The organism is Pedobacter mendelii, from assembly GCF_014635725.1.
Classification (GTDB): Bacteria; Bacteroidota; Bacteroidia; order Sphingobacteriales; family Sphingobacteriaceae; genus Pedobacter; species Pedobacter mendelii.
In genome coordinates this window covers 29,593-48,446 of the sequence record NZ_BMDJ01000004.1, presented here as the reverse complement: position 1 = coordinate 48,446, position 18,854 = coordinate 29,593, and the positions used below count along the sequence as shown (strand labels likewise).

Sequence of the window (18,854 nt, the reverse complement as noted above, 5' to 3'; positions counted from 1 at the left end):
ATGAAAGCAATAACAAAAAACATAAAGCAAATAAGTCGCGTAACGTTTCTATTTGCCATAAGCATACAGTTTTTCAATACAGCAAAAGCGCAAATTTTACCCTTAAATGCGCAGTATTTTCAAAATCGCTATTTGGTTAATCCTTCAATGGCAGGTATAAATGAAGGGTTTAACATTAACGGGAGTTTTAGAAAACAGTGGACAAATATTCCGGGTGCTCCAATTACCCAAAGCGTAACGCTAGATCAGCAAATAAACAAAGTGGGTTGGGGTGTAAACATTTATAATGAAAAATCTGGTGGGATTCAACGAACCAAAGCAGTTGGAACTTTCGCCTACCATTTACCGCTAAATAACGATGACCAGAAATTGAACTTTGGTATTTCATTTGGCGCAAGTCAGGATAAACTTGATTTAAGCAGCGTTAGAAACAGCGACATTAACGACCCCTCAATCGCCCGTTTTAATGACAGGGGTTACTATTTTGATGGAGATTTTGGTGTTTCTTACACCTCTAAGGGATTAACTGTTGAAGGTGCCATTCCTAACATGCGTTCCGTTTTCAGAGGCGATGATTTAAACTTTGCCAATAAACCAACTTTCTATTCGGCTGTGGGATATAAATTCAGCTTTGGAACGGGTATAAATGGAATCAGCTTAGAACCCAAAGGTGTTTTCAGAGGAATTAAAAATTACAAAAATTTATGGGATGCTGGTGTTAATGCCAATTTTGCAAACGATAAACTATACGTAATGGCGATGTACCATAACACGGAAAATGCAACCGTTGGTTTTGGAATGAACTATAAATCTACTTTCTACTTCATGGCATATTATAATACGGCAACCTCTGCAATTAGCGGTTATACAGACGGAGATTTTGAAGTTAATATCAGGGTTAATATCGGCAAGAAAAAACCATAACCTAACTTGCCAAAATAGCCTAAAGCCGCAGCATCCGAGGTAAAAATATCTCTGGTGCTGCGGCTTTTTTTATAACCGCCAACCGCCTTAAAACAAATAATTGAATACCAAAACGACTGCTAACATCTTTTTGGCAATCTGGCGGCTGAAGTACATTTATTAAATATTTTTAAGATGAGATGGGGGTTATACCAAAAGTTTTCTTAAAAGCAAAAAATGCGACAAGTATGCAGAGCCTACCTCAAGATAAGCATGAATCACTTTTGCTTCTTTACTTGATTAAAAATAGTTAGCAATTCAAAATCTGAAAAATATTTTAATTTTCTTGTTTTCTACAAAAAATTATGTTTACTTTATAAAAACCAAATATTATACATATCCGCTCATAGAAATACGCACATTTTATGTCGTACACGTCTCTCAAATCAAATTTGCCTTTCACCATGATTATAACATTTACAATCATAGGGTCTTTATTTTTTGGAAATTATTTTATTTACAGGTCACAAACCCCTTATTTCATATACACAGCCGGACTTTCTGCTCTTCTAGTATACTCGAGTTTTTCTACAAAGTTTTATAGCCATAATCTACACCTCTCAATACCGATCCTGGTTAATATATTCTTATTATTATTTATAACCATTCACACATTATTGTTTTGGCCAACTATTTATCCTTATAGTTATTACTTATTTATAACTTTTTTAAGCATGATAGTGCTACCAGTTTATTGCAGATCATCAACCTTAAATTTAAACTTTATTTTTAATTTGGTTATTATTGCCTCCATTATAGAGTGTATAATCTGCATATTTCAATATATCGGCTTTTTAGATAGCTTCAATCAATATTTTAAAGTAACCGGAACTAGTGAGAATCCTAATATCGTTGCGATGTTTATCGCTATGTCGGTACCTTGTGTTTTTATTCTTCCATACAGTAAATATGATGTTGTAAGGAAATCGATGCCTTTTGTACTCATCTTATTAATGGGCACTTTATTTACACTAAAGTGCCGCTCCGCTCTTCTTGGCGCATCAACTGGTATATTTATTATTCTCAATTACAAATATCAACTCTACAGTTGGGCAAAAGACAAAAAAAATCGCATACTTTTAATATTAACTGCATTCATTGTTATCAGCATTTCTTTTCCTCTAGGTATTTATACCTATCAAGCGAAAGAAGCATCTGCTGATGGCCGAAGATTGATATGGAAAGTTTCTGCCCAAATGATATCAGACAAACCTCTTTTCGGTTATGGATATGGTGCATTTGAAAGAAATTATAATCTTTTTCAATCCAGATACTTTGAAAAAGGAGATGCCAAACCAAACGAAATACTTAATGCCGGGTTTGTAAAAATGGCCTATAATGAATTTCTACAAAACACCATTGAAGGTGGAATAATTGGTGGCGTACTTTTTATGTGCTTGCTGGCTTCACTATTATACTTTCCTTTAAAAAATAAATCAATTAAAATTCAGCATCTGAAAAAGCGGGATGCTAACTACTCCATAACAGCCTACGCGGGGATATGTATCTTTATTACGATGTCGATGTTGAATTTTACGATTCAGGCCTTACCGGTAATGTTTTTGTTTATTATCTTTTCTTCTATACTATCTGCAAACTCCCCTGCAATATCATTACGAAAAGGCCTTTCAACATGGAATAAATTAATTTCTGAAAAAAACAAAAACAGATATGTCTTAACATACCGACTCTCTCTCTTTGTTATTGGATTATGCTATATGTATATGACCGGAAATCTGATTATTGACAACTTAAAGAACAAACAAGCTGCACTATTAACTAAAAACAGAGATTATGAGCAATCGCTAAATATTTTGACTTCTCTACAAAATCGTCTGGATATTTACGAGAGTTATTGGGTAAACTATGCAAATACACTATTCTTAAATAAAGATTACAAGCATGCCGCAATTATATTTAAAAAGGCAAAGCTGCTTACCTCTAATCCGATGATTTACCTTCAGGCAGCCTTATGCGATGAAAAAACGGGCGACTATAAAAGTGCCTATAAAAATTTAACCACTGCCAAAAATATGGAACCAGGACATCTTGCGGCAAAATTTGCTTTAATGAATTTATCCCTGAAAATGGGGGACACAATAGGATGCGTTAATCAGGCTCAGAACATTATTGAAACAGTGCCTAAAATCAGATCTTCGGAAACAATTTTTTTTAAATCCCGTGCTGGTCTACTTTTACAGCAATTAGGCTACTCATCTAAAAAAAAATCAATTAAGGCCTTTCCAGAGAACAATAAATTTTATTTGCCAAAGAAAAATATATGAAAATAATATTACTGACATTTCTTTTAATATTCCCAATTTTTGGCTTTGGACAAATACCAACTGAAGTTCCTATTGCTGTTAAAAATATAGTGACTAAAGCAGGCAAGAACAAAGGTGAGATTGAAAAAGTTATCGCCTATTTTCACAAAACCGGTGATCGACAAAAAATTCGAGCCGTATATTTTTTAATTGCTAATATGGATGCGCACTATTCTGAAGATTACTATTGGGAAGATAAAAACGGGAAAAAAATACCTTTCAACGAATTGGATTATACTGATTTTAATCAGGCAATTTCTGCATTCAAAAGATTAAAAGCAGTTCATCCCGATTTGCGGCCACACCCTGTCACCAATCCCGACATCAAAACAATCAAGGCAGATTTTCTTATACAAAATATTAACCAATCTTTTCAGCAATGGCAAAGTTCAGCCAATTATAAAAATATTCCTTTCAATGATTTTTGTGAATATATGTTGCCTTACCGGGTAAGTGTAGAACCTTTACAAAACTGGCGTTCCAGATATAATAAAGATTTTAGTTGGGTTGCAACCAAAAATAAATCTGAAGGATTAGCATCTTCGCTCTCTTACATATCTGCGGATTTCAGAAGCTGGTTTACCAACAGTTATTCCATTGATAACAGGAAGGAGCCTTTACCACGCCTTGGTGCACTGCAATTGCTTCAAAGAAAAAAAGGACCTTGCGAAGATATAGCAGACCTTGTCGCGTTTACACTTAGGTCGCAAGGCATTCCTGCTGCAATTAACTATATTCCATATTGGGCTACATCATCATCCGGGCATTTCATGAATACGGCATTTGATGGAAAAATGCATGCTGTTTCCTTCGACGTTGCTGGAACTCCCGCAGTAAATAATGTACTGGCAAGGGAACCTTCCAAGGTATTAAGACTCACCTATTCAAAGCAGCCGGAAACCATTGCGGGAAAAGAAAAAATTAATAATATCCCACCTGGCTTTATGAGGTCGAGTACCTATCTAGATGTTACCAAACAATTTTGGGGCACGGAAGACCTTACTTGTAAACTTTTCGCGGTAGCCAGACAACCAAAATATTCATTTGTATGTGTTTTCAATGAATTAGGTTGGAAACCAACTTGGTGGGGGAATATTAATCAAAATTTGGTTACCTACAAAAATATGCCTAAAGGTGCTGTCTACCTGCCAGCATATTATATTAATGGAAAAATAACACCTGCCGGATATCCGGTTGTGCAGGGATACAACCATAAAGCCATCCTGGAGCCAAATATGAGCCATAAGAGGATGGTGATCATCAAGGAAAAGCAAAATTACCTCCTCTTTCGCCCAAATAAAAGGTATAGATTATTCTATTGGCAGAATGCCTGGAAATTGTTGGGAGAAAGGCTAACAGCAATCAACACGCATGAACTTATATTTAATGATGTTCCTGAAAATGCATTGTTCTTGTTGGCTCCTGAATATTCAAAGGGCAAAGAACGCCCCTTTATAGTTATGAATGATGGAGAGATAAAATGGTTTTAAGAAGACAAAATTTATAAATAAGAGTTACCAATGAAAAATAAGATTAAAATTTTAGGCGTTATTCTGGCTTTTTTTAGTCCGGTCATAACTAATGCCCAGGTGAATACGGAAGTTTTAAAAAAATATCCTGCGCAAACGATCAGCCGTTTGCAATCTGTTTTAAACCGCGTTAATTTATCATCTGAAAAGCAAGAAAAACTTGCTAATTATTTTAACCAGCAGAATAATAACGCCGAGCTCAGGCTAAAACAGGGAGCGAGTTCGCAAGAAATTAGCTCATATTATACTCTAGATACCAAGCAGCTTGCCAAGATCTTATCTCCCCTTGAACTAAATGATTTTAACACAAGTGATCAAACCAAATATAGATCAGAACTAGTAAAAGCCATTAGATTCAGGCAGCAACTAGCGCTATCTATTCCCCAGACGAATACCCTGTTACAGGAAATTTCGAAAGAAACAGCACCTGAAGTGGAGGATATCCAAAAATTCAAAAAAATTGAATTTGACAAGCTGAAACAGGTCTTAAATGAAAGTCAGTTTAAAAATTATTTTATGGTTGCCAGTCAGGACAGTGCTTTAAGGACGATCAAAACATATTTCAGGCAATTAAAAAAATACAACCTTGTTAAAGTTTCTGATAGTTCGAAGTTATGTGATGAATTACTAAAGTATACCCTTAACCAATTTGCAGACCTGGAAAAAACAAGAAACTACAATCCAGATGGAATGGATTCGGTTAGTCTATACCATACGTTGTATAGGCCATATATCTTATGGAAGTTGGATGTTTATAACAATACGCTTCCATGGTGGGTATGGAATCAAGGTGGTAGAATCGTAATCAACCGGAAAAAATTAAACATATCCGATATTCAGGTCGATAGTCTCTTAATGAACAATATCGCACTCGAAAAGAAAAAATGGGCTAACAAATCTCGCTACTCGAACGAATTTATAAATGTTTGGTCAGAACAGGTCGCTTCAATTATAAGGACACTTAATGAATCTCAATACAATCAATACCTCGAACTTAAGTTTTACCGGCAATCATTGTACAATGCAGATCAGGATTGGGCAGGGCTGAAGAATGCTGGACTTGTAAATGCTCAAACCGATAGTGCAAAAGTAATGACAGAAAATACAAGTTATGAGTTGAAAGCATTGGTAGCAAACGAAAAAGCATATTATACGCAAAAACAGAAAGACTTATTTGCGAAACAAGCTGTAGAGAATATGAAACCTGAACTCCTAAAAAGACTTGATGCCATTAGAAATGAGAATGCAAATAATCAACGCACAAAATCTTCATTAGCCTGGTAAAACGATAACTATATAAATGTTATGAAAAATCTAATAATGCTCTTACTGCTTTTAGGCAGTTTAAATGCTTACTCACAAGCTTCGATGGATAGTGTGAGGAAAGAATTGTTGATCGCTAAACAAATGGCCGATCCAAAAAGTAAATCTTACAAACCCGATCGGGCATTTGCTATCTATAATAAACTTTCAGACCAGGGTAATCCTGAAGCAATGAACGGATTGGGCATATTATTTAGTAAAGGAATTGGAACATCAGAAAATATACCGGAAGCCATTAACCTTTTTAAGAAAAGCGCAAAACTTGGTTATGCCAAATCGTATTATAATATGGGGCTCCTCTATAAAGATGGCGCAGGGGTTCAGCAAGATTTTGTAAAGTCATTCAATTACTTTAGAGCAGGATCTAAACTTAATGATAAGACTTGTATTTACAGTGAAGGCTATATGCGTTATAAAGGGTTGGGTTGCAATCAGGATTATGTGGAAGCTGCAAAACTATTTAAAAAAGGGGTTACTTTAGGAAGTGAAGGATCGATATACATGCTTGGTTTATGCTATCGCAATGGCTATGGAATAGCTGTTAACTTAGACAGCGCCCGCCAATTGCTTTCATTAGCGGCAAAAATGGGTGATCAACGTGCCGTTCAGGAACTTGCATCTGGCAATCCTGAAAACCTGAACATACAAAGCGTGCCTGATCTGCAGCCCCGAACATCATTAACGGGTAAACCTACTGACCTAAAAAAGGGGTTTAAAAAAGTTAGCCATTATTTGCCGCTTAACGATATTTCTGGCGAATATAGTGGTTTTTCCATAAAATATGATTGGAGTGGCAAGCACATCATAGGGCAATCCAGTCTCAAACTTTCACTCAATTACAAAGAAAAAACACTAACGGGGCAATGGGTAGAAAATGAAGATACACAAGTCGATCTGACAGGCATAGTAACTGATAGCGCAGTTGTTTTTAGCAATGCAGAGTATCACCAGACCGACCATTATCATAAAACCAATCCATTACTTGTGACGTTTAAAAATTCCAGACTACAATTGATTAAAAGTAAAGACACTGTATACCTTACAGGCAACATGAGTTTATGTTCTCCGCAAAGTAAAGAACCTGAAAAACCAGAGTTTATCATGCTAATCCGTACCGGCGCAAAATTAGATTCTGTTTTGAATAAAAATGATGAGGATGCAAAAGTAGATTCTATTCATTTTATTGCCTACCCTAATCCTTTTTCGGGGCCACTTAAACTTCGCTATATACTTAAGAAGACTGTTAATGTAAGTATTATCGTATCAGATCTCCTGAATGCGAATATTGTTTACAGGAGTAAACCGATACTGCTTAAAGAAGGCGAATATACAGATGTGATAGAGTTTAATGGCCATCCCGGTAATTATGTAGTGACACTGCAATATGGAGGGAAAATTAAATCTGCAATAGTATTTAAACAATAAATTAAAGCACTCATGAAAAAAATTATACTGATCATCTTATTGTTTATGGGATTTTTACCTGAATGGAAAAACGACAAGTTATCAATTGTGGGACCCTCAAACGCATTGGCACAATCTTATGGTGATGAAGGTGGCAACTACGAATCTATGTATCAGGCATTGGGCGATCTTTTTGGTATTCCTGTTGTGAATAGTACCCGAGACCCTAGTGGCAACATCCTTTTGGTATTGTCTGACGGCTCTGTATACAATCCGATAGCCTTTGAAATTTCTGCACCCGCTATAAACGTGATTGCGCAGACTATGCCCGATATTTTTCCGCCAGAAATCCCTTACCCAACTCCAGACCAATTTATGAACATGAGCAGCTTTTTATACTATGTTACTGTGCTTCAGGCGCAGGAAAGTAGTAGTGGTCCACCGCCTGATCACCCAGTAGAGCCGGACTGCCCTCCCGCAGCCCAACAGGCAGGCGTAAAAGCAAAAGATGTTTACGCTATACCGCAGGTGCAGGATGCATTAGCCAATCCTGCGTTATTTCCACCTCCACCTACAGATGGAAGTGCTCCACATGAGATGGGATTTTCTCTTCGTCGAGAAGCGGATGGAACTATCGCTCAACCAGTAATACAGGATTTAGGAGGTGGATATGGAGGAGGGCTTTATAATTACATGAACTCCATAGCAGATTACCATACCCATCCTAATAGTGCATTTGGGCCTTCAGCTACTGATTTAATTTCTCTGGCAAGTAAACCTACCGGCAATGCTAGCAATTTGACGGTTTCTTACAGTAGGGCCAATGATGGCACGACTTATGCCATGGTGATAGCAGATACAGCAAAGGCTTCAGCTTTTTACAGGGCTAATCAGGGTAACCTAATTGGAACGAACTGGGATCCTGAATCTGAAGTAGGGATTAAATTTCGTCAGGTCAGAGATTACTTCACAAGTGTAGGAATGGCCTCTGAAGGAGCTTATGAGCGGGCAATTGCAGCCACTTTAGAAGATTCGGGGATAATTTTGACAAAAGCATTGCCCGGTTCTCTTAAATTTGCGAAAGTAGGTGCCGAACGCATAATTAATCCTAATGGTTCGCTGGCCAATACCAGTGATGGGCAACCCGCATACAGAACCATTGATTGTCCACCAAACTAAAATTATTTTATTATGAAAGCATTAAACATATTTATCCTGTTTACACTATTGTATGCTTGTAAAGCACAAAAGCCATCGTCTATTCAAAAAGTTAGTGAGGTTAAAGGAGATAAAACCTATAAGCACCTCAACGCTTATCAAGGTGATACGTCGAGGTACATGCTTGAAAATTTTGTAACTAACCAGGAATTTTACAAGCAAAAGTCAATAAGTGTATTGTTAAACCGGATGGAAGTTCCTGTAAAATATTTTTTGCACGGTCCTGATACCGATGATCATTTATTTAGCACAAATGTAATAATAGGAGCATACAGCTTTTCAGAAAATGAAAGAAAAGTTAAATTAAAAAAAGAGCCGGCAATATTGGTTATTTATTGGACAAAACCCATTTTAACAGCTAAAATTGATACGCTTTTGAATCAAAAAGGACGCATTTGGAATAAAGATTTAGCCGACTTCTTTGGAAAACAAATTATCGACCATGTAGGTTATGTGAAATATAATATAAATAAGTAATATGAAGATATTTAAAATATATCTATTCATTATTATTTTACACCTCTGTATGCGGCAAGAACCTGTATATGCACAAAGTACCAAACCACAGCCAGATGAAAAATACAAGTCTCTATCTAGTTACAGAGGTGATACTTCATTATATATTATAGAGAACTTTGTAACCAACCAAGAATTTTACAAGCAAAAACCCATTAGTGTATTGTTAAACCGGATGGAAGTTCCTGTAAAATATTTTTTGCTCGGACCTGATACAGACGATTTATTGTATAGCACCAATATATCAATATGCGCATATAGCTCTTCGGAAATTGAAAGAAAAATCAAATTAAAGAAAGAACCTGCCTTAATTGTAATTTATTGGACTAAACCTATTTTATCCACCAAAATTTATGACCTTCTGAAACAAAAAGGACGAGTTTGGAACAAAGACCTAGCTGACTTTTTCGGAACTCAAATTATAGACCATATAGGTTATGTAAAATACCCCGTAAATAAGTAACATGAATGTACTAAAGATATTTCTGTCAATTGCTATTTTACAAATATGTATGGTGCAAAAATCTGTATTCACACAAAGTATTGAGGTGCAAACGGATGAAAAATACAAGTTTCTAGCCACTTATCAAAGTGACACCTCAAGGTATATGCTAGAGAACTTTGTGACCACTCAAGCATTTTACAAGCAAAAAGCTGTCAGTACATTATTAAATAAATTAGAAGCCCCGATAAAATATTTCAGTTATGGTCCCGATACCGATGATCAAAAACACACTACTCACTTAACAATAGCGGCTTACAATTACACACAAATTGAAAAAAAGGTTAACCGCAAAATAGAACCAGCTTTATTGGTAATTTATCTGACTAAACCTATTCCTTTAGCTCATGTGGATCAATTGATGAGAAAAAATAAGAGCAGTTGGACCAAAGATGAAGTCAATTTATTTGGTAACCAGATTATCGATCATATTGACTATCTACACTATAAATTCAAATAATAAGAGATTCTCTATTACAATAAAAAAAAGAATGGTTTTAAAATTCTCAATTCTTACTAAGATACTACGGTGCTTATCAATTTCTGTTTTATACATCTGCATGCAACAAACGGTATACTCAAAGAATATCAGATATCAGCAAGGAGTAAAATACAAACCCCTCTCGAGTTATCAAGGCGATACCTCAAAATATATGCTGGAGAACTTTGTAACTAACCAGGAGTTTTACAAGCAAAAACCTACAAGCATATTGTTAAATAAAATGGAAGTTCCCGTAAAATATTTCTTGCATGGCCCTGATACAGACGATCATTTGTATAGTACAAATGTAATAATAGGAGCATACAGCTTTTCAGAAAATGAAAGAAAAGTTAAATTAAAAAAAGAGCCAGCCATATTGGTTATTTATTGGACAAAACCTATTTTAACAGCTAAAATTGATACGCTTTTGAAACAAAAAGGACGAGTTTGGAACAAAGACTTAGCTGACTTCTTTGGAAAACAAATTATCGACCATGTAGGTTATGTGAAATATAATATAAATAAGTAATATGAAGATATTTAAAGTATATCTATTCATTATTATTTTACACCTCTGTATGCGGCAAGAACCTGTATATGCACAAAGTACCAAACCACAGCCAGATGAAAAATACAAACCCCTCTCTAGTTACAGCGGTGATACTTCATTATATATAATAGAAAACTTCGTCACCAATCAGGCATTTTACAAACAGAAGCCATTGAATGTACTACTTCGTACATTGGAAGTTCCGGTAAAATATTTCGTTTATGGATCAGATACAGACGATATGCTAAATAGTAAAACGGTATCCATAGGAGCATATAATTTCTCAGAGATAGAGAAAAAAACTAAGAAAAAAATGGAGCCATCAATTTTGGTAATTTATTGGAATAAGCCTCTTAGTATAGATCGCATTACTAAACTGGTCAGAAAAAATTCTCGCAAATGGGAAGGAGAAGTGTCTGAACTTTTTGGAGAACAGGTTATTGACCATATCGACTATGTACATTATAATTTCAATAAATAGCAGGTATTATTACTTTATGCTTTTTTTTGGTGATGTCTGAAATTTTTTGTTAAAAAAAGAGTTGATAAGTTATTTTTTTGGCTTTCTACATACTAAAATGGCAGGTAGCTGAAATACAAGTCTAAAAAAATGAAAACATAAAGAGTTTATGAAAGCATTAAACATATTTATCCTGCTTACACTATTATTTGCTTGTAAAGCACAAAGGCCATCTTCTATTCAGAAAGTTAATGAACTTGTAGAAAATAAAATCTATAAGCCACTCACCATTTACCAAGGAGATACCTCTAAGTACATGCTTGAAAATTTTGTAACTAACCAGGAGTTTTACAAGCAAAAACCCATTTGTGTGTTGTTAAACAGATTAGAAGTTCCAGTCAAAGACTTTTTACATGGCCCTGATACGGACGACCATTTATATAGTACTAATTTATCAATCTCGGCATATAGCACTTTAGAGATAGAAAAAAAAATCAAATTAAAAAAAGAGCCGGCCATATTGGTTATTTATTGGACAAAACCTATTTTAACAGCTAAAATTGATACGCTTTTGAATCAAAAAGGACGCATTTGGAATAAAGATTTAGCCGACTTCTTTGGTAACCAAATTATCGACCATGTAGGTTATGTGAAATATAATATAAATAAGTAATATGAAGATATTTAAAGTATTTATCTCGGTTGCAATTTTATATGTTTTGATTGCACAAAAGCTTGTTTATGCACAAAGCACCAAACCACAGCCAGATGAAAAATACAAACCTCTCTCTAGTTACAGCGGTGATACTTCATTATATATAATAGAAAACTTCGTCACCAATCAGGCATTTTACAAACAGAAGCCATTGAATGTGTTGCTGAACAGACTGGAGGTACCGATAAAAGACTTTGTTTATGGCTCGGATACTGATGATCACGAGTATACTACGCATGTATCCATAACAGCCTACCAAAATGCTGAAATTGAAAGAAAAGTTAAGTTGAAAAAAGAGCCAGCAATTCTTGTAATTTACTGGACCAAATCAGTAAAAATCCTTGAAGTTACCCAGGTTGTTAGAAAAAATCAAGGGGTTTGGAACAAAGATCTTGCTGACTTTTTCGGAGAGCAGGTTATAGATCACATAGGTTATGTGAAATATCCCGTAAACAAGTAACATGAATGTACTAAAAATATTCACATCAATTTTACACTAGTTAAACGCCCTAACATTAAACCTTTTGAGATATATAAATAAAACTCTGTTTGCACTCTTGCTCTTCTCTTGTGCATTAAAACTTAAAGGGCAAACTACAGCCAGTGGAATCTATACTAGTGGCAGCAGTTTAAATGCCATTTCCACAGCTGTTCCTTTTTTAAATATTGCTCCAGATGCGAGGTCTTCAGCACTTGGCGACGCTGGTGTTGCATTGGAGCAGGATGCAAATGCAACGTATTGGAATCCTGCCAAAATGGCTTTTATAAAACCTTCAACACAATTCTCTCTATCATATAGTCCATGGTTGAGGCGAGTCACTCCAAATGCTAATCTTGCCTATCTTAGTTTCTCACAGCAATTGGATGAACGAAACACGTTAGGTTTATCTTTAAGATATTTTAATTTAGGCACTGCTGATTTGTTCGACAATGAACAAAATTCAACAGGTATCTTTCGGCCTTATGAGTTATCTTTAGATGCTGCACTCGCTAGAAAATTTGGCGATAATTTTTCGATTGCCTTGTCATTGCGTTACGTTTATTCTTCGCTAACCTCTGGCTTATTGGTTCAGGGCCAACAAAATAAACCTGGAACTGGTATTGCAACGGACGTTTCACTATTTTACAAAAAGCCGACCCAACAATTTGGAAAAGATGCCATATTCGCCTTAGGACTCAATATTTCGAATATTGGCACAAAAATTAGTTATTCCGATGCTGGACAAAAATACTTTCTGCCAACCAATTTGCGGTTCGGCGCTACAAATACCTGGTATCTTGATCAATACAGTTTACTTAGGTTAAGCCTTGATTTAAATAAATTATTGGTACCCACTGCTCCTGTAAGGGATAGTGAGGGTAATATTCTTAAAGGTAAAGATGATAACCGTTCAGTTGTAGCTGGAATTTTTGGCTCTTTCAATGATGCACCTAACGGGTTTAAAGAAGAAATGCAGGAGATCAGTTTTGCTACAGGGATTGAATATTGGTATAATAACCAATTTGCGCTCAGAACAGGCTATTTTTATGAAAACCCGAATAAGGGCAATAGAAAATACATCACATTGGGTGGAGGGTTTAAGTACAATAAAATGATGATTGATTTTTCGTACCTATTGGCAAATCAGCAACAAAGCCCGCTTGCCAACACACTCAGATTTTCTTTGGGTTATGCATTTGGAGAAAGCAAAAATTAGAACGACTAACCATGTTGTTGTTTTTTCGAAGACTTAACTATAACAAAAATGATTTATATTATTGAGGTGTTCTTAAGTTTGAGAGGTTATAGAAATCGGAATAAATAAATATTATTTGGAGCATTCCGCAGACCAACTGATTCAATATAATCAAGCTTATTTTTGAAAAATCTAAACATCCCTTTCCATTAGTTATTGGGAACAAGTGTATTTCAAGATAACCAAATGTTATCAATTGGAGCTTTTGGCGGTATACTGCCTTTTACCTCCAGGCACCTCCATTACAACTATAAGCTACTTTTTAATACCCCTGAGCGTATTCTTTCTAGCCCTGAGCACATTCTTTCTACCTCCAGGCTACCTTTTAGTACCTCTGAGCATATTCTTTCTACCTCCAGGCTACCATTTAGTACCTCTAAGCATATTCTTTCTACCCCTGAGCATATTCTTTCTACCTCCAGGCTACCTTTTAGTACCCCGGAGGTACTAAAAGGTAGCTCCGAGGTACTTTTAAACCACAATAGAGGCTGTTTTCACCAAATCCGGGTTCTAAGCTAGCGCAAGCAACCCGGTTGTAAAATTAATTAGCCTGATTACTTTTTATTCCTTTTAACATCCGAATAACCTGAGCCCGATTAATAAATGAGCCGCTAAAAAGCATAGGTTTTTTATAAAAAAATTCGAAAAACTGTTCGGCGATAAAGGATATATCTTTCAAAATCTTTTTGAGATTCTGTTCACAGACGGAATCCACCTGGTAGCTGGCATACACAACAAGATGAAAAACAGCTTAATGAGGATTAACGAAAAGATTATGTTAAGGAAAAGATTAGTGATAGAAACAGTAAATGATGAACTCAAAAACATTTGCCAAATCGAACATTTCAGACACCGCTCGTTTACAAGTTTTATTGTAAATATTCTAGCTGGACATGCTGCATACAGCTTTTTCAAAAAAAACTTTCAATCAATTATCAAACCGTTAAAAAGACCAATTACATGCCCTTTAATAATCGAACTCCGGTTATTAATATTAATTTACTATTTGCGCTTTGTATTCCCTTCTGGAGGGATATACATATTTACACTAAATGGAATTAGTTAAAAGCACCAATATAATCCTTGTTCAAATCATAGTAATTCTTTTTTAAACTATCTGTAACTTTCTTGCTTAAAGAAATATCTAAGCTATTACCTACTGAGTCAACTATTTTATAACCTTTTACTCTACCCATTTTTCCTTCAAGCCTGTCCTTTGTTAGCTTGATAGCAAGATATACCCTTAAACCCTTGTGGTAAGCGCTTGTGTCATTTTCTGCCATAACAGTGTCTTCCTTTGTTTCTGGCACTAAATTTCTACCATCATAACTTAAATTGGTAAAATTAATTAGGACTTTATAAGTGTAAAGACTAATGGGCTTTTTTACACAAGAATTAAACGTAATTGCAATGATAATCAACCAGCAGAGCGTTTTTTTCTTATATTATTTGTATTTTTTTGGTGGTGGTACATTCAATAATCCTTTAAGATTTTTATTAAAATCTACATTGGATGTTTCTTTTTGTGCATCAATAAAGGTGGTTTCCTTATCCTTCTTAAGTGTTTTTATATAATCAATTTTACTTAATGTATGTTTTTGCTCCTTTGCTGTTTCGTTTAGTATTTTAAATCTCTCTTTTTTTGAAAGACTATTTTTTATAAGAATAGAATTGAGGCTTTCTAAGTTAGACATTATTGTTAGCTCGTTAATACTTGCCATATCTCTTATATTTTCGCCATTTAATACTCTCTGTGGGTTTGCGTCACGCCATTGTTTTGCTGTACATCTAAATAATACTAAATTCAATAAATCTGCTTCATCCGCATATAGCAACCACTCTTTTGCCTGGGTGTAACCAGACTTTGGGATAATATATTTTTTAATGGCATCTGTATGAATGTGATAATTCGCCTTGCTTAAAACTCTTTTTACATTCCACTCTAAGCCATATATATTGTTTTCAACCTCTTTTAATCTTTGATATTCTTTTAAGACATACAGCTTAAAAATTGGACTTATTGCCCCTCCAAACTCGAAGGCTATATCTTTGTGGGCGTAAGTGCCACCATTTTTACCAGATTTTGAAAATATTCCGATAGCCCCAGTCTTGTCAACCCAATTGCTAACACTCATGGTAAATGTTGGCATTCCTGCTTCTTTTCTAAAGTGGTCAAATTCGACCACTTTAAAACTTGGGTTGTAAATGCTTTCCCAAACCCCTAAGAATTCTATAGTTGTCCTTGTTCTAATCTAATTTTTAATAACGTCCGCTGCTCGGCTGTCACCCTCTTTCGCTTTAACCATATCGGTCAGGCAGATATAGTCATTTTCATTAATATTTGTTATTGAAATATCCGTTCCCTGAACATTCATTTTACTCATTTTACTCATGCTATTAAATATTTATATGTTAATCTGCCTGCAACATTTGATAAAATTAAGTTAAATCTATGATTAGTTGAAACTTTTCTTGTATTGTATCTCAATGCATATTCGTCTACGTAAGACTGTAGGTGACCTTTGCTAACCCAATGATTGATTACTTTAGTCCCACGTTTTAAACGGCTCCCAAAACCCTCAATAGTATTTGTATGGACATGGTATCTAACATATTCGCCTCTTGCATGATTAATCACATTATGCTCATAGTTTTTATTTAAACCATAGTAAGCATCAAAACCATCAGTCATTAGTTTTGTGCCATGTTTTAATGCCTTATAACTTATGGGTTTTACGGTTAAAACGTTTGCTTTCTCTAACACACAGCACTTTACCTTGCCATTACGTCCCTACACAAAAAGAATGGTTTTGCAACCTGGCTAACTAGCCAAAGCATTAAGTTTCCCACCTGCGCAAGAAAGGACGATTCGAGTAGTCCTTTAGCATATTTCCACTCTTGAACCCTTACTCTTAAAGCAGGAAGGTGACAGCAGGTGTATGCCTTTCATGTTTATAATTTAATCTATAATCGATCTGCAAATCTTCAGCTATCCTTTATTTTTGGTATTTTTACACCCATGGCCAAGCTTATTAATTTAGAGTTATTTCAGCGTTTCTTCCGTTCAGGACAAGTTGGTGGTTTTTTATTATTAATTTTTGTCACGATATCATTACTCATTGCGAATACAGCATCAAAAGAAAGTTTTGAAGCATTCTTACAAACCAAACTAGGCTTTGCCTCTATAAATTATACCATATTGAGCTGGATTAATGATGCCTTAATGGCAATATTCTTCTTACTTGTTGGTTTAGAAATAAAGCGTGAATTAGTTGAGGGTGAATTATCTTCCATTAAAAGTGCTGCTTTGCCCGTAATTGCTGCCTTGGGCGGAATGTTAGTTCCAGCTTTGATTTACACATGCTTTAATAATAATGCAGAAACTGCTGGTGGTTGGGGAATTCCTATGGCTACAGACATTGCTTTTGCCTTGGCCATTATTGCGATGCTTGGCAAAAGTGTGCCAACGAGTTTAAAAATATTTCTGGCTGCTTTGGCTATTGTTGATGATTTAGGTGCAATTTTGGTTATTGCTATTTTTTATACCAATCAAATTCATTTTGAATATTTAGCAATGGCTGCTGGTATTGCACTACTGTTGAGCTGTCTAAATCATTTCGGTGTAAAAAATCTACTTTTTTATTTAATTCCAGGTATATTCCTGTGGTATTTCATTCACCATTCAGGCATTCATGCTACAGTTGCAGGGGTAATTTTAGCCTTTACTATTCCTACAAATGAAACCAATGTTTTATCTCCCCTCGAAAAATTAGAACATGGTTTAACGGTTCCGGTAAATTATGTTATTATGCCGATTTTTGCTTTGGCAAATACAAATATTACTTTTCAAAAGGAGATGATTTCTGGTTTAATTTCGCCTTTAGGATTAGGAGTTATTATGGGTTTATTTGTAGGTAAAACAATTGGTGTTACTTTTTTTAGCTGGCTTGCAGTAAAATTAAAATGGGCACATTTACCAACTGGCGCTAGCTGGAAACATATTCTGGGTTTGGGTATGTTAGCCGGTATTGGTTTTACGATGTCGATATTTATTGCGCTTTTATCATTTAATGATGTGCTTCATGTTTCAGAGGCAAAGTTTGCGATATTAACAGCATCGGTATTATCTGGTGTAGTTGGTTTTTTATTTTTGAAATCAGTTAAGAAGGTTTAATTGCAAATTTCCTTTACTAAATTACCATCGTTAATCAAATCCTCACCCTGAAGGCCTATCTATTTAAGCAGAAACGTGCCTTTTGGCAGATACAGGTTTCGAGAAAAACCTAATATTAAAGGCTCAAAACAAAAATGGCCGAACAATCTTATCATTCAGCCATTTCATAAAAATCAATTATTTTATTTTAAAAGTTCCGACAAAAACATACTCGTATGCTTCCATGCACGTTTTGCCATTAGTTCATTGTAATCTGCTGATTTAGGATCGGTAAATGTATGCTTACTGTGTGCATAGGTAATAATTTGCCAATCGGCATTTCCATCATTCATTTCAGCAACTAATTTCGTCATTGTTTCTGGTGTAACGCTAGCATCGTCTGCAGGATTTTCAATTAACATTTTAGTTTTCAAAGCACCATTAGGTCTGTCTGCTGCCTTCCCTAAACTTCCGTGAATCGAAATTACACCTAAAACAGGTAATCCTGCTCTTGCTGTTTCCAAAGCACCTGCTCCACCAAAGCAATAACCAATTACTGCAATTTTATCAGGCATAGCACCTGCCTTTTTTAATTCAGCCAAAGCTAATGTAATTCTTTGCTGATAAAGCTCATAATCCTGTTTGAATTTCCCTGATATTTTTGCAGCGGCTGTATTATCTGCAGGCACATTTCCCTCACCATAAATATCAGCTACAAAAGCAATGTAACCTTGCTTTTGTAATTCCAAAGCAGCAGTTTTAGCTTCCTCATCTATACCTTTCCACGCAGGTAACACTAATACGCCTGGCAGTTTTTTACCTGCATTTGATGTAACCAATCCGTTCAATTTCTGACTTCCGTCAGCATAACTAACTGTTTTTAGTTGTTGTGCCTGAGCGAAACTTGCAATAAAAAAGCTCGCCATTAAAAATAATTTCTTCATGTTTATTTTGGTTTATTAACTTTTGCTAATTTAACT

At 35.3% G+C, this 18,854-nt stretch carries 20 protein-coding genes and 2 pseudogenes; 16 read left to right on the top strand and 6 right to left on the bottom strand.

The genetic code is table 11. From position 1 onward, the window contains the following. Positions 1–924: a PorP/SprF family type IX secretion system membrane protein gene (locus IEV50_RS08430; RefSeq protein WP_188413025.1), complete on the top strand. Its 924-nt coding sequence runs from the start codon at positions 1–3 to the stop codon at positions 922–924. Positions 925–1,771: 847 nt separating this feature from the next. Here IEV50_RS08430 and IEV50_RS08425 read toward each other — a convergent pair. Further along, positions 1,772–1,909, bottom strand: coding sequence for a hypothetical protein (locus IEV50_RS08425; protein ID WP_188413019.1), 138 nt, complete (start codon positions 1,907–1,909; stop codon positions 1,772–1,774). Between the two features lie 7 nt (positions 1,910–1,916). On the opposite strand from IEV50_RS08425, the gene IEV50_RS08420 reads away from it, so the two are divergent. From IEV50_RS08420 to IEV50_RS19910, 14 genes and pseudogenes are all read left to right on the top strand, one after another. Then, a complete protein-coding gene (locus tag IEV50_RS08420; RefSeq protein WP_188413017.1) occupies positions 1,917–3,248 on the top strand; it encodes an O-antigen ligase family protein in 1,332 nt (443 codons plus the stop codon). Then, positions 3,245–4,777 (top strand): transglutaminase-like domain-containing protein, encoded by a 1,533-nt coding sequence (locus IEV50_RS08415; protein WP_188413015.1) that lies wholly within the window; start codon positions 3,245–3,247, stop codon positions 4,775–4,777. Before IEV50_RS08420 ends, IEV50_RS08415 begins: the two co-directional genes overlap by 4 nt. A 30-nt stretch (positions 4,778–4,807) precedes the next feature. Then, the gene (locus IEV50_RS08410) at positions 4,808–6,100 is read left to right on the top strand and encodes a hypothetical protein (RefSeq protein WP_188413013.1); all 1,293 of its coding nucleotides are present in this window, start codon (positions 4,808–4,810) and stop codon (positions 6,098–6,100) included. Between the two features lie 21 nt (positions 6,101–6,121). Continuing rightward, positions 6,122–7,564, top strand: coding sequence for a tetratricopeptide repeat protein (locus tag IEV50_RS08405; protein WP_188413011.1), 1,443 nt, complete (start codon positions 6,122–6,124; stop codon positions 7,562–7,564). A gap of 87 nt (positions 7,565–7,651) precedes the next feature. After that, a complete protein-coding gene (locus IEV50_RS08400) occupies positions 7,652–8,722 on the top strand; it encodes a hypothetical protein (protein ID WP_188413009.1) in 1,071 nt (356 codons plus the stop codon). Between the two features lie 12 nt (positions 8,723–8,734). Next, a complete protein-coding gene (locus IEV50_RS08395; protein ID WP_188413007.1) occupies positions 8,735–9,238 on the top strand; it encodes a hypothetical protein in 504 nt (167 codons plus the stop codon). A 49-nt stretch (positions 9,239–9,287) separates the two neighbouring features. Next, positions 9,288–9,740: a hypothetical protein gene (locus IEV50_RS08390; RefSeq protein WP_188413005.1), complete on the top strand. Its 453-nt coding sequence runs from the start codon at positions 9,288–9,290 to the stop codon at positions 9,738–9,740. Positions 9,741–9,789: 49 nt separating this feature from the next. Next, positions 9,790–10,239, top strand: coding sequence for a hypothetical protein (locus IEV50_RS08385; RefSeq protein ID WP_188413002.1), 450 nt, complete (start codon positions 9,790–9,792; stop codon positions 10,237–10,239). Positions 10,240–10,339: 100 nt separating this feature from the next. Then, entirely contained in the window at positions 10,340–10,789 is a 450-nt protein-coding gene (locus IEV50_RS08380) for a hypothetical protein (RefSeq protein ID WP_188412999.1), read from the top strand. A gap of 49 nt (positions 10,790–10,838) precedes the next feature. Beyond that, the gene (locus IEV50_RS08375) at positions 10,839–11,291 is read left to right on the top strand and encodes a hypothetical protein (RefSeq protein ID WP_188412997.1); all 453 of its coding nucleotides are present in this window, start codon (positions 10,839–10,841) and stop codon (positions 11,289–11,291) included. Positions 11,292–11,439: 148 nt separating this feature from the next. Beyond that, the gene (locus IEV50_RS08370; RefSeq protein WP_188412995.1) at positions 11,440–11,943 is read left to right on the top strand and encodes a hypothetical protein; all 504 of its coding nucleotides are present in this window, start codon (positions 11,440–11,442) and stop codon (positions 11,941–11,943) included. 1 nt (position 11,944) lies between these two features. Then, entirely contained in the window at positions 11,945–12,445 is a 501-nt protein-coding gene (locus tag IEV50_RS08365; RefSeq protein WP_188412993.1) for a hypothetical protein, read from the top strand. Positions 12,446–12,509: 64 nt separating this feature from the next. Then, on the top strand, positions 12,510–13,682 hold the full coding sequence (porV, locus tag IEV50_RS08360; RefSeq protein WP_229746675.1) for a type IX secretion system outer membrane channel protein PorV: 1,173 nt from the start codon (positions 12,510–12,512) through the stop codon (positions 13,680–13,682). A 670-nt stretch (positions 13,683–14,352) separates the two neighbouring features. Then, positions 14,353–14,690 (top strand): annotated as a pseudogene (locus IEV50_RS19910) (transposase); the annotation flags it as partial. Positions 14,691–14,779: 89 nt separating this feature from the next. Here IEV50_RS19910 and IEV50_RS08350 read toward each other — a convergent pair. From IEV50_RS08350 to IEV50_RS08340, 4 genes and pseudogenes are all read right to left on the bottom strand, one after another. After that, positions 14,780–15,142, bottom strand: coding sequence for a hypothetical protein (locus IEV50_RS08350; RefSeq protein WP_188412991.1), 363 nt, complete (start codon positions 15,140–15,142; stop codon positions 14,780–14,782). A 24-nt stretch (positions 15,143–15,166) separates the two neighbouring features. Beyond that, positions 15,167–15,973 carry a KilA-N domain-containing protein gene (locus tag IEV50_RS08345; protein WP_371870270.1) on the bottom strand — a complete coding sequence of 269 codons (807 nt, stop codon included), beginning with the start codon at positions 15,971–15,973 and terminating at the stop codon, positions 15,167–15,169. After that, positions 15,974–16,114 (bottom strand): hypothetical protein, encoded by a 141-nt coding sequence (locus IEV50_RS19905; RefSeq protein WP_371870268.1) that lies wholly within the window; start codon positions 16,112–16,114, stop codon positions 15,974–15,976. Continuing rightward, positions 16,111–16,488, bottom strand: a pseudogene (locus IEV50_RS08340) (transposase); the annotation flags it as partial. The pseudogene IEV50_RS08340 and the gene IEV50_RS19905, both read right to left, overlap by 4 nt. Before the next feature lie 252 nt (positions 16,489–16,740). On the opposite strand from IEV50_RS08340, the gene nhaA reads away from it, so the two are divergent. After that, positions 16,741–17,895, top strand: coding sequence for a Na+/H+ antiporter NhaA (nhaA, locus tag IEV50_RS08335; RefSeq protein ID WP_188412987.1), 1,155 nt, complete (start codon positions 16,741–16,743; stop codon positions 17,893–17,895). Between the two features lie 182 nt (positions 17,896–18,077). Here the strand turns inward: nhaA and IEV50_RS08330 are convergent, their stop codons facing one another. After that, positions 18,078–18,818, bottom strand: a complete 741-nt coding sequence (locus IEV50_RS08330; protein WP_188412985.1) for a dienelactone hydrolase family protein — start codon at positions 18,816–18,818, stop codon at positions 18,078–18,080. Positions 18,819–18,854: the final 36 nt, after the last annotated feature.